The sequence below is a fragment of the Myxococcus stipitatus DSM 14675 genome, assembly GCF_000331735.1.
GTDB classification, from domain to species: domain Bacteria; phylum Myxococcota; class Myxococcia; order Myxococcales; family Myxococcaceae; genus Myxococcus; species Myxococcus stipitatus.
The window spans coordinates 4,504,414-4,516,997 of record NC_020126.1; the positions used below are offsets into that span (position 1 = coordinate 4,504,414).

A 12,584-nucleotide genomic window follows, 5' to 3' on the forward strand; every position below is an offset into this window, starting at 1 on the left:
CGCCATGTCCACCCTGGTCGTCCGTCTGCCTGATGGCACGGAGAACGAGTACGAAGTCGCTGGCGAGCTGAAGCTGGGCCGCCAGCCGGGCTGTGACATCCTGCTCACGGAGGGAGGCGTGTCGCGCACTCACGCGCGCGTCTTCTCCGAGGCGGGGACGGTCTTCATCGAGGACCTGGGCAGCGCCAACGGCACGTTCGTGGACGGTGAGCGCATCGGCGAGCCCACCGCGCTCACGCCCCAGTCCGAGGTGGTGCTCGGGGACTACACGCTCCTGCTCAAGGCGGCGCCCGCGCGGGGCTCGGGCTCGCGTCGCTCCGCCAAGTCCGCGCCGGCGGAGGGCATGCCGGTGGGCGCGGAAGGGGCGGGGGCTCGCTCCACGCGGGCCCTTCCCAGCATCAAGACGGCGAAGGGACCGGGCGGCGGTGCTCCGGCGGGTGCGGCGCTGGCCAAGCGGCCCGCGAAGCCCGTGGGGACGCCTCCAGGCGCCAGCAGCGGCCCCATGCTGCGCGGCATGGTGGGGCCGTGGGCGGGCAAGACGTATCCGCTCAAGGGCAAGGTGCTCGTGGGACGGCTGCCTCCGGCGGGCATCGTGCTGGAGGATGACTCGGTCAGCCGCAAGCACGCGGAGCTGGAGGCGACCAGCGCCGGCGTCCTCGTGCGGGACCTGGGCAGCGCCAACGGCACGTTGCTCAACGGCGACCCGTTGGGCCCGGAGCCCGTGGAGCTCCAGGCCGGAGATCAGCTCCAGTTCGGCGTGGTGGAGCTGTCGTTCGAGGCGCCTCAAGCGGCGGACTCGGCCGCGCCCTCTCGAAGAGGCGCGGGGGCCCAGCCTCCCAGCCGTCGGCGCGACGCGGCGCAGGGCGGGGGAGAGGCGGACCGGCGCAAGAAGCTGCTCATGGTGGGCGGCGGGGTCATTGGTGTGCTGCTCCTGTTGGGCATCGTCAAGGCGATGCTGCCGGGCACTCCGGCCGAGGGCGCGATGCCCGTGGGCCAGGCGGGCGGGGCGGACCCCGCGCAGCAGGTGCAGGACCTGCTCAGCGAGTGCCGCTCCTACGCCTCCAGCGAGCTGGGCGCGCCCAACTGGGCCAAGGCCGAGCAGACCTGTTCGCAGGTCCTGGACATCGACCCCATCAACACGGACGCCAACACGCTCATCCGCCGCATCAAGCTGGAGGGAGACGCCTTCGGTCACTTCTCCACGGGCGAGAAGCTGCTGCAGCGCCTCAAGCCGGAGGAGGCGCTGGAGTCCTTCCGGAAGATTCCCAGGGAGAGTGAGTACTTCCGTCGCGCCCGCTCGAAGGCGAGCGAGGCGGCGGAGCAGGTGACGAAGCGCGCGGAGGACGACTGCAAGCGCTACCTGCGCGATTCACAGTGGAGCGCGGCGGTGCCTCGCTGCCAGACGTACATGGCGGTGTGGTGCCAGAACCAGCCGCGCGACGACCTGCAGCCGCCCCTGGGCTTCACGCTGCGGTTGGAGGGCCGGCTGCGCAAGAACGAGTGGCGTCCGAAGGACCCGCTCTTCGTGAAGTTCCTCATCTCGCGCCTGAAGCTGGACCCCAACTCGATTCCGTGGACGTGCCCGGTGGCGGAGGTGCTCAACCGCGACAACCTGCCCACGGACCCGAAGGTGGTGGTGCAGGAGACGGTGAACAAGCGCTACACCAACAAGCTGATGCAGGCGGCGATGATGGACTACTGGTTCGGCCGCGGCAGCGAGGCGCTGGCCACCCTGCAGAAGCTGCGCTCCAACTACGAGTCCGCGCAGTTCCACGCCGCGGCGGACGAGATGATGAAGACGATGTCCACGGTGGATCAGCTCTTCAAGAGCGGGCAGAGCTACCTGGCCGCGGACGACCCGGAGAAGGCCGCGGAGCCGCTGCGTGAGGCGCTGGAGGTGGACAAGTCGCTGATGCTGGAGCTGGCGGAGTCCAAGCCGTCGTTCTACCGGCGCAGCATCCTCCAGGACATGGCGGACAAGGCGTACCAGCGCGGCAGGCACTGGGCGGACCGCGAGGACAAGCGCCGAGGCTGCAAGCTGTGGAAGCTGGGCTTCAGCTTCTACGCGGGCAACTCCGACCTCAACAAGGCCGCGGGATTCTGCTCCACCCTGGCGCTCAACACCTTCCGAGGCGCGAGCAGCTGCGGCGACCTGGCCATCGTGCTGGACCTGGCCGTCAAGGGGGACGGCGTGGAGGACATGGTCATCGCGAAGAAGAAGGAGCTGGGCTGCCCCTAGCGCGCGACATGGACAGGGCCGGGCGGGCGCGCTAGGCACGGGGGCATGGCCGACACCAGCCCTCCGCGCTCCGCGCCCACCCTGGTCCTCATCGACGCGTCCGGCTTCATCTTCCGCGCCTACCACGCCATTCCGCCACTCACGACGAGCAAGGGCGTGCCCACCAACGCCGTGCTCGGCTTCACGCGCATGGTGCTCAAGGCGCTGCGGGACTTGAAGCCCACCCACGTGGCGCTCGCCTTCGACAAGGAGAGCCGCGCGGAGCGTCAGAAACTCGACCCCAACTACAAGGCGCACCGCGAAGGCCCTCCCGAGGACCTGGTGCCCCAGTTCGGGCTCATCCGCCGCGTGACGGAGGCGCTCAACCTGCCGGTGCTGGAGATGCCGGGCTGGGAGGCCGACGACGTCATCGGCACGCTCTCCCAGAAGGCCCGGGCGGAGGGCTTCCAGGTCCAGGTCGTCACCGGGGACAAGGACTTCATCCAGATCGTGGATGAGGACGTGCGCCTGTTCGACCCGATGAAGGAGGTCCACACCGGGCCCGCGGAGGTGAAGGAGCGGCTGGGAATCGAGCCCCGGCAGATGCGCGACTACCTGGCGCTCATCGGCGACGCGGTGGACAACGTGGCCAAGGTGCCGGGCATCGGCCCCAAGACAGCCACCGAGCTCATCCAACAGTTTGGCGACGTGGACACACTGTTGTCACGGCTCGAAGAGGTGAAGAAGCCCAAGATTCGCGACGCCATCGCCTCGCACCGCGAGAGCCTCCTGCTCGCCCGGCAGCTGGTGTCCTTCAAGATGGACCTGCCGCTGGATGTTCGCGTGTCGGAGCTGACGCGCAAGGCGCCGGATGCCGCGAAGGCCCGGGAGCTCTTCACGGAGCTGGAGTTCTACGCGCTGCTCAAGGAGCTCCCCGCGCAGGGCGCGTCCGAGTCCGCGTCCGCCGAGCCCGCGAAGGAGAAGCCCGCGCCGCTGGCCACCGCCACCGCGCTGGTTACCACCGACGCGGAGCTCGTGGCGCTGGCGGAGGCCGTGCGCGCCGCGGGCTCCGTCAGCGTGATTCCCGCCTACGAGGGGATGCCCTTCGCCGCGAAGCTGGTGGGCGTGGGCCTGGCGCTTCCGGATGCGACGCTCCACTACGTGCCGCTGCGCCACGCGGTGCTCGGGGCGACGCAGGTCCGGCCCGATGCCTTCACCGCCGCGATGAAGGGCGTGCTGGAGGACCCGGCGGTGAAGAAGGGCGGGCATGACCTCAAGGCCCTCACCCTGGTGCTGGCCAACGAGGGAATCGACCTGGGCGGGGCCCACGACGACGTGGAGCTCTTGAGCTACCTGCTCAACCCGTCGCGCCGTGAGCACGCGCTCGTGGACCTGGCGCGTGAGCGGCTGGCCTCGGAGCTGCCCGGCCTGCCCCCGGCGGCGGAGGGCAAGCGCGGGAAGAAGGACCGGCCGCTGGCGGACCACTCGCCGGAGGAGCTGGCCTCGGGCTTCGCGGTGCGCGCGGAGGCGGCGCGCCGGCTGGCGCCGGAGCTGTGGAAGGAGCTCGAGGAGGCGAAGCTGGCGCAGCTCGCTCGGGAGCTGGAGCTCCCGCTGCTGCCCATCCTCGCGCGCATGGAGCGGCGGGGTGTGAGCCTGGACACGCAGGAACTCGCGCGCATCTCGGTGAAGGTGGACGCGGCCGTCGAGTCGCAGGTGAAGGAGGTCTACAAACACGCGGGCCGCGAGTTCAACATCGGCTCCAACCCGCAGCTGGTGCAGGTGCTCTTCACCGACCTGAACCTGCCCATCATCAAGCGCGGCAAGACGGGCCCGTCCGCGGACCAGGAGGTGCTGGAGAAGCTGGCCGAGGAGCACCCGCTGCCCAACGCCATCATCGAGTACCGGAGCCTGTCCAAGCTCAAGAGCACCTACCTGGACACGCTGCCCACGCTGGTGGCGGCCGACAAGCGCATCCACACGACGTACCACCAGGCGGCCACCGCCACGGGGCGCCTGTCGTCCACGGACCCCAACCTCCAGAACATCCCCGTGCGCACGGAGCTGGGCCGCGAGATTCGCCGCGCCTTCGTCGCCGCCGAGGGCCACCAGCTGGTCAGCGCCGACTACAGCCAGGTGGAGCTGCGGCTGCTGGCGCACATCGCGGATGACCCCGTCCTCATCGAGGCCTTCCGGCAGGACGAGGACGTGCACAGCCGCACCGCCGCGGAGGTGTTCGGCGTCGCTCCGGACCAGGTGGACCGCGAGCAGCGCCGCGTGGCGAAGATGGTGAACTTCGGCATCGCCTACGGCCTGTCCCCGCACGGCCTGTCGACGCGGCTGGGCATCCCCCAGGAGACGGCGCGCGACATCATCGAGCGCTACTTCACGCGCTACGCGGGCATCCGCCGCTACCTGGAGGACACCGTCAACAACGCCCGGAAGACGGGCTACGTGGAGACGCTCTACGGCCGCCGCCGCTACATGGCGGACCTGATGTCGAAGAACCGCGCCGTGGCCCAGGCCGCCGAGCGCGCCGCCATCAACATGCCGATTCAGGGCACGGCCGCGGACCTCATCAAGAAGGCCATGCTGGTGGTGGAGGCGGACCTGCGCGCGAAGGGGCTGCGCACCGTGATGCTGCTGCAGGTGCATGACGAATTGCTGCTCGAGGCGCCCGACGCGGAAGTGGAGCAGGTGAAGGGGCTGGTGGCGGCGGGCATGGCGAACGTGGCCACGCTCAAGGTGCCGCTCAAGGTGGATGTGGGCTCGGGGCGGAGCTGGGCGGACGCGCACTGAGGACGAGAACACGCGGGAGGAGCACCCACCCCCGTAGGTCCCCTCCCGCGTCCCCACGTGCTGTCCCCACCACACTCACAAACAAAGCCGACCCGTCCGACCGGCGAGTCGCGCGGACCCCCATCCACGCGTCTTGCCAGCGGCTCGCGATGCGCGCTCACCACTCCCCAGTGGGAGCACGCGTCCCCACAAGGCGCACCATGAGGTCCCCACCCCTGGCGCGCTCCCTCCCGCCGGCCTCGGACCCTCCCAGTGTGGAGCGTCAAGCCGGACGGGTCGGCAAACCCGACCTCACCCCTCAATGCATCGCGGTACGTCCGTCCCTCGTGCCCGGCGGCACGTGCCTCACGCTCGACGGCCTCTCGAAGTACTCCACCACCAACCCGCCGAAGGGCACCCGAGGCCCCTCCAGGCGCGAATCCCTCAGTCGCTGAAGCAGCGCCACCGCCGAGTCCACCGCTTCATCCACGGCGCGGTTGATGCGCTCCTTCTCCCAATCCCCACCGCCCAGCACCTCCGCGGCGTCCACCAGACAGCGCCTCAGCGCGGAGAACTCCTCGTGCAGCGCACGCGCGCCCCGCTCGGGCGACAGGCGGAGCACGGCCCTCGTGCGGCTCCAGGGGCTCGTCTCATCCCCCTCCAGCGACAGGCCCAGCTCGCGGATGAAGGGCTCCACCAGCCCATCGAGCTGACTCATGGGCGCCTGCAACGTTTCCGTCTCGTGCCCCGTGAGCCGCATCCGGCGCCACAGCGCCGCGATTCGGTCCGGCTGCTGGCGGAAGAATCGCGCCAGCCCCGCTGCCCTACGTCCTCGCTCCGTCATGTCCGGTGCCTTCGCCATCGCTCCCTGAGCCATAGCAAGGCGGTTGCCAGCGACTGGGGTCGGGCAGACTCAGGAAAATCAGGCGATTAGCGAGGCGGCCGACACCTTCACGGAGGAGGGCAGGTAAATTCTTCGGGGTCTGTCTTGTAGAGGTGCCCGGAGGGCCTGTTTGCGTCAGGGGCCCGACAGCTCAGTGGAGGGTGGGCTTGGGCACTCGGCCCTTGGCCCCGTCGCCTTCCCTGTCCACCGGCTCACTGTCGTGCTCCGGCGCCACGGTGAACTCGCCGGAAGCGGACTCCGCGTGGGGGGCCGCCTCGGGTTGCTCGGGCTCGGCGGGGGCGCTTTGCCAGTACACCTCTTGCGTGGGGAGCGGCGCGTTGGGTGTGGCCGACTCGGCGGCTTGCTGCTGCGCCACGAGCATCAGTCGCAGCGCGGCCTCGTCCGCGGCTTCCTGGGCCGCCATCTCCGCCAGCCGGATGGCCTTCTGCCGGTGGCGCCGGACATAGGCGGCCACACACAGCACGGAGGCTGTCAGCCACAGCAGCGCGGAGCTGGTGGTGAGCGGCAGCCAGCCGTAGCGGGCCGCGAGCCCCTCGCGCCAGCCATCCTCCTCCACATCCAGCGAGGTGCGGAACGCCTTGGCGAACGAGGTTTCGAAATGTTCGCCGCGGCTGACCCCGTCCACCAGCTCGCGCATGGCCTGGGGGCCGTACCGGGCGGTGAGGTGCGCGACGAAGGCGGCGCTCTGGGCGTAGGCAATCTCCACGTCCGCGGGACGGTCCGGCCACGAGCTGGACAGCCCCGTGAAGCGGAAGACGCGCTCCTGGGTGACGGCGCGGAAGAGGGCGGAGTAGTGGGTGAGCGAGAAGCGCTCACCCGTGACATTCTGCGCGACGCCCTCCTGGAACCAGCGCGGCCAGCCTCGGGCGAGCTGTCCCAGCGCCACGTGCGCCAGCTCATGTCTCAGCGTCTGCTGTCCATCGGGCGCGTTGAGGCTGAGGGCATCCAGCAGGATGATTTGATGGGCGGGGTAGGCCAGCGCCACGGCCCAGCCTGGGGGCCGGCCTCCCGGGAGCGCCAGGGCGTCGAACTCCTTGCGCCCGACGCCTATCCGCACCTCCGTCATTCCAGGCCAGTCCCGGCCGAGGATCTGCCCGAAGCTGTCGCGCACGGACTCAATCTGGGTGGCCAGCTCCTTCGCCGCGCCCGTGGCCTTCTCCGTGTGGAGGATGCGGAAGCGCCGCGTCGTCACCTCGCCCACGACTTCAGGGGGACGGGTGGTCGGGACGAGCACCACGTTGGCCATCAGGGCTTCGTGCCCATGCGGATGGGGGCCGGAGCCTTCACCGAGCTGCTGGGCCCACGCCCTTGGCATGGCCAGCAGCAACAGAAGCAGGACGAGCAAGTGGCGCATGCGGGGGCCTCGCTAGGCCCCAGACATAACAGCCTCGGCCCGCGCCGCATCAACCCCCGCGACCTGGACTCGTTTTCTGCGCGATGTGTCACCCGCCAGCAGGGTGACCTGGCGCCGGGGCACCCCCAGCTTCTTGGCGAGGAACTCCAGGAGCGCGGCGTTGGCCTCTCCATCCACGGGCGGAGCCGCGAGCTGGATTTTCAACAGACCGTCATGCTCGCCGACAACACGGGTGCGAGAGGCCCGGGGTTGGATGAGCAGGGCCAGCTCCACCCCCTCCGGCAGGGCCTTCAGCCAGGGGACCGCCATGGGCTACTCGCTGACGTTGGCCTTCTTCTGGGACAGGTACGCGACGTTGTCCTCGACGCGCGCGTAGTCGCGGTCCGCGAAGGTGGGGCTCTTGAAGGTCTCCAGCAGCTTCTGGTGCGCGTCCAGCACCGAGCGCACCTGCGACTCGAACTGCGTGCGCTGGCGCTTGAGCTCGTTGATGTCCTCGACGACCTGCACCAGCCGCTGGTGCGCGCCGTGGACGATCTTCTCCGCCTGGTGCTCGGCGTCCGCGATGATGATCTCCGCTTCCTTCTTCGCGGCGGACTGGAGGTCCTCGCTGATGCGCTGGGCGGTGACCATCGTCTCCTGGAGGGTGCGCTCGCGCTCCTGGTGCTGCTCGAGCTTGAGCTGCGTGCGCTTCAGCTCCTCCTTGAGCGCGATGTTCTCCTTCACCACTTCCTCGAATTCGCCGGCGATCAACTCGAGGTAGGCCTCGACTTCGCGGCGGGAGAAGCCTCGCAGCGCCGTGTCGAACCGCTTCTGCCGGATGTCGAGCGGGGTGATCTTCATGCCCACGAGTCTAGCGCAGGGGGGCGACTTCTCCAGGAAACGGCCCAAGACCCAGGGAGGTGGGCGCTTGCGCCACCTGTCGAGTCGCAGCCTGCCTGCCTGGTGGGTGGGGTGTCTCAGCGCGTGCTGGGCGGCGCGTCCCACTGCGCGGTGACGGCGCGGGCGGCGTTCTGCACGGCGGAGGAGAGGCGTGAGTCGGTGGCCGCGTCCTGGACGGTGCGGCGCGCGGAGACTGTCCGCTGGAAGACAAGTCCGTTGAGGGCCTGGATCTTCAAGGCGTCCGGCATGCGGGGGTGGCGCACGACGTTGCCCAGCAACTCCTCCGCGCGAGGGTGCTGGAAGAGGGCCACCGCGCGCAGCACGGCCTGCTGGGTGCGGGGATTGGGGTCCCAGAGATACGTGGCGAGCGAGTCCAGGGCGCGCGGGTCTCCCAGCAGTCCCAGGTCCTCCACGGCGATGGCGCGAATCTCCTCCGGGGCGGGGCGCGCGGCCCAGAGCAGGGCGCGCAGCAGGGCGGTGTCGTCCGGGGTGGCCACCCGAGCAGCCGCGGGGGGCTCTGGCGCGGGGCGGGGCGACTCGGCGGCGGGACGGGCCGGGGCGGGTGTCCGGGCCGGGGCGGCGGTGACGAGCAGCATTCCGGCGACGAGCAGGGGGCTCATGCCACCGTTCTACCGCGAAAGCCGGGAGGGGAGCGCGTTCCGGCGCGTCGCGCGGAGATTTTCTTGACGCGATCTCCCAACGTGGGACCTTGCCCGTGCTACAGGCGTGTTGCTGACGGGAGCAAGGGCTGATGAACGCGGCGGGTTCGAGCTGGCGGACACTGGAGAACGTCGAAGTGGAGTGCACCCACTGCGGCATCCGGATGACCCTTCAGATGGGGAACCGGGTTCGCTACTACCGGTGCTCGGGGTGTCACCGCTGGGTCTCCAGCACCTACACCGACGTGCTCCGCGCGGACGCGAAGGTGCGCACCCACCCGGTGAAGGACTCCGGGGCGCAGGATGAGCGGTTCATCGAGGTGAAGGACCGGCTGGAGCGCTGGCTGTCCGCCATCGAGGACCAGGACCCGTACCACCTGCTGGGCGTGTCGCCGCTGGACTCCCCGGAGAAGGTGCGCGCGCGCTACCACGCGCTGGCGCTGGAGCGGCACCCGGACCGGGGCGGCTCCGTGGAGAAGATGCGCGAGCTGAACGTGGCCTACGAGCGCATTCTCCGGCACCAGCAGCGCAAGCGTCAGGAGGCGTTGACCGCGGGGGCTTCCGTGGCCTCCGCGTCGGCCCTGCCCGCGCGCAGCAGGTAGGCCCAGAACAGGCCTCCCAGGCCGAGCCCCAGGGCCGTCTTCGCCCAGGTGGGGAACAAGTCGCCGGGAGACACGTAGCCCTCCACCACGCCGATGCAGGCGAGGAAGGGCGCGCAGCCCAGCACCAGCTTCACCGCTTCGCGCCCTCGCAGGGCCAGCGCCTGTCCCCGGGGGAGCTCTCCCGGGTCGACCAGGGCCTGGCCCACCATCAACCCCGCGCCCCCCGCGATGACGATGATGGACAGCTCCACCGGCCCATGCGCGGCGATGAAGTCCAGCAGCCGCCCCGCCATGCCCTCGCGCGCGCACAGCGCGGTGATGGCGCCAATCTGCACGCCGTTGTTCACCAGCACGAACATGGTCCCCAGGCCGTAGAAGAGGCCCAGGGCGAAGGTCAGGATGGTGACGGTGAGGTTGTTGGTGGCGATGCCGGAGGACACCGTGTCGGGCGGGGCCACGGAGAGGATGTCGTCCGTCCACATGCGGCCCTGGGCCACGTACTGGCGAACCCCGGAAGGCACCAGCAGCTCCGCGCCGCGAGGCTCCCACAGCACCACCAGCGCGCCCAGGAGCAGGCCCAGGATGAACAGCGCGCCGCTGGCGCCCACGTAGCGCAGCTCCCGGCGCAGCGTCCGGGGGAAGTCGCGGCGGAAGAACGCCCGGACCTGGGCCCAGCGCTCACGCGGAGGTTGGTAGATGGCCCCGTACGCCCGCGCGCAGAGCTGGTTGAGGAAGCGGTGTGCGTCGGTGCCCGGGTAGAACGTCTGCGCATGCGCCAGGTCGGACGCGGCGCGGCGGTACAGCGAGTCCAGCTTGCGCAGCTCCGGAAGCGTCAGCGAGCCGTCTCGCTGACGCGCGAGCAGCGCCTCCAAGGCATCCCAGTCCGCCCGATGCTGGGCGACGAAGGTGGGCAGCGGGGCGGCCATCTCAGCGCTCCGCCCGCACGCGAGCCCGCAGGTAGGACTCGGTGGCTTCCGGGGAGGCGAGCACCGCGGCCTTCTCCTCGTCCGCGAGTCCGCCCAGCTTCTCCACCAGCTTCGCGCCCATCCTGCTGCGTGCGTCGGGCTGCAGGCCGGGTGCGCGCGTCAGGAAGGCTAGCACCAGCTCCACCTCATCCGGTGCCAGCGTCCGTCCCGCCACCGCCACCGCCTCACCCGGGGCCGCCGCGGTGTACTTGTCCAGGTCGATGCGCTCATCGCGCACGAGCACCGTCCCGGCCAGCAGGTCCCCGAGCCGGCGGTGCTGTGGGGTCAGCAGCATGCTGATGCAGCCGGCGGCGTAGAGGCCGGGAAGGAAGTCCACCGCGCGGCACAGGTTGCGCACCGCGCTTTCGTAGAGGCCCACCGGAGCGCCGTCCAGGCGCACCACCCGGATGCGCAGGGCCTTCTTGCCCGGCGTCTGTCCATGGAAGAAGACCTCTCCCACCGTCCAGTACAGCCACTGCGTCGCGAAGACACCCACCACCAGCAGTGTCTGGCCCAGGCCCGACAACCCCTGGAACACGCCCAGCACGTCGGACACCAGCAGCGTGAAGACGAAGTAGGCCACCACCCAGAAGAAGAACAGCAAGGTGGCGTCCACCAACCACGCGAGGCAGCGGTATCCGATGCCCGCAACGGGCAGGGACAGCGCCACGCGCTCCGGTGTGGCCACGGCGAGATGAGGTGTCGAGGCGGTGCTCATGTCCAGTGCCCAGCATACACGCCGGCGCCGCCACGCCCCGGAACGCCTTCGGCCGAGATAATCACGTTGTTCTCGAATTTAATGCCTGTTGCGCGGCGGACAGTCGCGTCCCCGCAGGGGGACGCCGGATATTGACTGTTGGACGCAAAAACGCTGTCGCGGTCGAGACAGCGATGACGAACCAACGGACGCGGTGGCTGAATCCAATCCGATTCGCGCACACTTGACACTCGCGTCCCGGGTGCCTTCGCCACCGCGCTTTCCCGGTGTTAGGGTATTGGCGACGTGGAACCAGGAGTGGGGCTCCAGCGGAGGTGGAGCCCGGAAGGACGTCGAGAGTCGTGAGTAGTTGAAAGGAATCAGGGAGTCAGGTCTTACATCGATGGGCCGACCCCGGAGTGGTTCAGCGGACGTGAATGCACGACCATGAAGCGTCTTCCCGCTGACCTGAGTCTTCCGGAGGCCGGGAGCAGTCAACATAGAAGTCAAAAGTGATTCGCCATGGCGGCTGGGGGGCCTTCGCATGGCAAACAATCAAGCTGCGATTCGTGTATCCATTCTCGAGGGACCGTGGGCGGCGTGGGAGAACCTCGCCGATGGCCTTCGTGGTGAGGGAGTGGCGGTGACCTCGGTGACGAGGGACGTGCGCCTCTTCCTCGATGGGCTGGGAACCGATCCGCCGCAGGTGGCGGTGATGGATGTGGAGGGAGATAGCGAGGCGGCCGTGGGCTGCTCGGTGACGGAAGGCATCAACCTTCTCCGGGAGGCACGCAAGCGGCGGCTGGAGGTCCGCATGCTGTTGCTATCGGCGGTGAGCGCTCCGGAGGTCATCTCCCAGTGCTTCGACGAAGGCGCCTCGGGATACCTGTTCCGAAAGGGATTGGGCACGTCCGCGGTGTCGTCCGCCATCAACTCGCTGGTGCGAGGTGAGCGGCTCTTCCCGGTGCAGCTGCTGCGCAATGACTTCGAGCATCCACCCGTGACGTCACCCACCGCGAGCGTGCTGTTGGCGCTCACGCAACGGGAGCGGGAGGTGCTGGCGTATGTCGCGGGCGGCGCGGACAACCTGAAGATCGCCGCGCACCTGCAAATCGCCGAGCGCACGGTGAAGTCCCACGTCACGCAGCTCTACCGGAAGCTCGGAGCGGAGAATCGCACCCAGCTCGCGCTGCGCGCCTGTCATCTCGGGGTCCGTCCGCCACCAGACCTCTGAAGCCACTCTCACACACGCCACGGACCCCAGCGGTCTCGCCGGGGTCCGTCGCGCGTCGAAGGGCGTCAGTTCTTCAGCGCCGCTTCTTCCATCTTCTTGCGCAGGCTCAGCGGGCGCATGTCCGTCCAGACCTGCTTGATGTACTCGAGGCACTCGGCCTTGAGTCCCTGCTTGCCCGCATCCTTCCAGCCGAGCGCGTTCTCGCGGTCCGCCGGCCAGATGGAGTACTGCTCCTCGTGGTTGACGACGACCTTGTAGATCGTCGTGTCCTCTCGCTCGTCCGCCATGTGGGTGACT

12 protein-coding genes are annotated in these 12,584 nt (G+C 69.5%); 4 read left to right on the forward strand and 8 right to left on the reverse strand.

Features of this window, described 5'->3' with window-relative positions; all coding sequences use genetic code 11:
• The first annotated feature begins 4 nt into the window (after positions 1–4).
• Together MYSTI_RS17710 and polA are read left to right on the forward strand one after the other, a co-directional pair.
• Entirely contained in the window at positions 5–2,239 is a 2,235-nt protein-coding gene (locus tag MYSTI_RS17710; RefSeq protein ID WP_015349145.1) for an FHA domain-containing protein, read from the forward strand.
• A 45-nt stretch (positions 2,240–2,284) separates the two neighbouring features.
• Positions 2,285–5,014, forward strand: coding sequence for a DNA polymerase I (polA, locus tag MYSTI_RS17715; RefSeq protein ID WP_015349146.1), 2,730 nt, complete (start codon positions 2,285–2,287; stop codon positions 5,012–5,014).
• A 298-nt stretch (positions 5,015–5,312) separates the two neighbouring features.
• Here polA and MYSTI_RS17720 read toward each other — a convergent pair whose 3' ends face one another.
• The 5 genes from MYSTI_RS17720 to MYSTI_RS17740 form a co-directional block, all read right to left on the reverse strand.
• Positions 5,313–5,855 carry a hypothetical protein gene (locus tag MYSTI_RS17720; protein WP_015349147.1) on the reverse strand — a complete coding sequence of 181 codons (543 nt, stop codon included), beginning with the start codon at positions 5,853–5,855 and terminating at the stop codon, positions 5,313–5,315.
• Between the two features lie 172 nt (positions 5,856–6,027).
• The gene (locus MYSTI_RS17725) at positions 6,028–7,251 is read right to left on the reverse strand and encodes a peptidase MA family metallohydrolase (RefSeq protein WP_015349148.1); all 1,224 of its coding nucleotides are present in this window, start codon (positions 7,249–7,251) and stop codon (positions 6,028–6,030) included.
• Positions 7,252–7,263: 12 nt separating this feature from the next.
• Positions 7,264–7,560: a DUF167 domain-containing protein gene (locus MYSTI_RS17730; protein WP_015349149.1), complete on the reverse strand. Its 297-nt coding sequence runs from the start codon at positions 7,558–7,560 to the stop codon at positions 7,264–7,266.
• 3 nt (positions 7,561–7,563) lie between these two features.
• A complete protein-coding gene (locus MYSTI_RS17735) occupies positions 7,564–8,091 on the reverse strand; it encodes a DivIVA domain-containing protein (protein ID WP_015349150.1) in 528 nt (175 codons plus the stop codon).
• Between the two features lie 116 nt (positions 8,092–8,207).
• Positions 8,208–8,750 (reverse strand): HEAT repeat domain-containing protein, encoded by a 543-nt coding sequence (locus MYSTI_RS17740; RefSeq protein WP_015349151.1) that lies wholly within the window; start codon positions 8,748–8,750, stop codon positions 8,208–8,210.
• 131 nt (positions 8,751–8,881) lie between these two features.
• Here MYSTI_RS17740 and MYSTI_RS17745 point away from each other — a divergent pair, with 131 nt between their 5' ends.
• Positions 8,882–9,391 carry a J domain-containing protein gene (locus MYSTI_RS17745; RefSeq protein ID WP_015349152.1) on the forward strand — a complete coding sequence of 170 codons (510 nt, stop codon included), beginning with the start codon at positions 8,882–8,884 and terminating at the stop codon, positions 9,389–9,391.
• On the opposite strand, the gene MYSTI_RS17750 is transcribed toward MYSTI_RS17745, so the two are convergent.
• Positions 9,325–10,317 carry a stage II sporulation protein M gene (locus tag MYSTI_RS17750; protein ID WP_015349153.1) on the reverse strand — a complete coding sequence of 331 codons (993 nt, stop codon included), beginning with the start codon at positions 10,315–10,317 and terminating at the stop codon, positions 9,325–9,327. The genes MYSTI_RS17745 and MYSTI_RS17750 overlap by 67 nt on opposite strands.
• 1 nt (position 10,318) lies before the next feature.
• On the reverse strand, positions 10,319–11,074 hold the full coding sequence (locus MYSTI_RS17755; RefSeq protein ID WP_015349154.1) for an RDD family protein: 756 nt from the start codon (positions 11,072–11,074) through the stop codon (positions 10,319–10,321).
• Positions 11,075–11,597: 523 nt separating this feature from the next.
• On the opposite strand from MYSTI_RS17755, the gene fruA reads away from it, so the two are divergent.
• Positions 11,598–12,287: a response regulator transcription factor FruA gene (gene fruA / locus MYSTI_RS17760; RefSeq protein WP_015349155.1), complete on the forward strand. Its 690-nt coding sequence runs from the start codon at positions 11,598–11,600 to the stop codon at positions 12,285–12,287.
• Positions 12,288–12,352: 65 nt separating this feature from the next.
• Here the strand turns inward: fruA and MYSTI_RS17765 are convergent, their stop codons facing one another.
• Entirely contained in the window at positions 12,353–12,574 is a 222-nt protein-coding gene (locus tag MYSTI_RS17765; RefSeq protein ID WP_015349156.1) for an MbtH family protein, read from the reverse strand.
• Positions 12,575–12,584 lie beyond the last annotated feature (10 nt).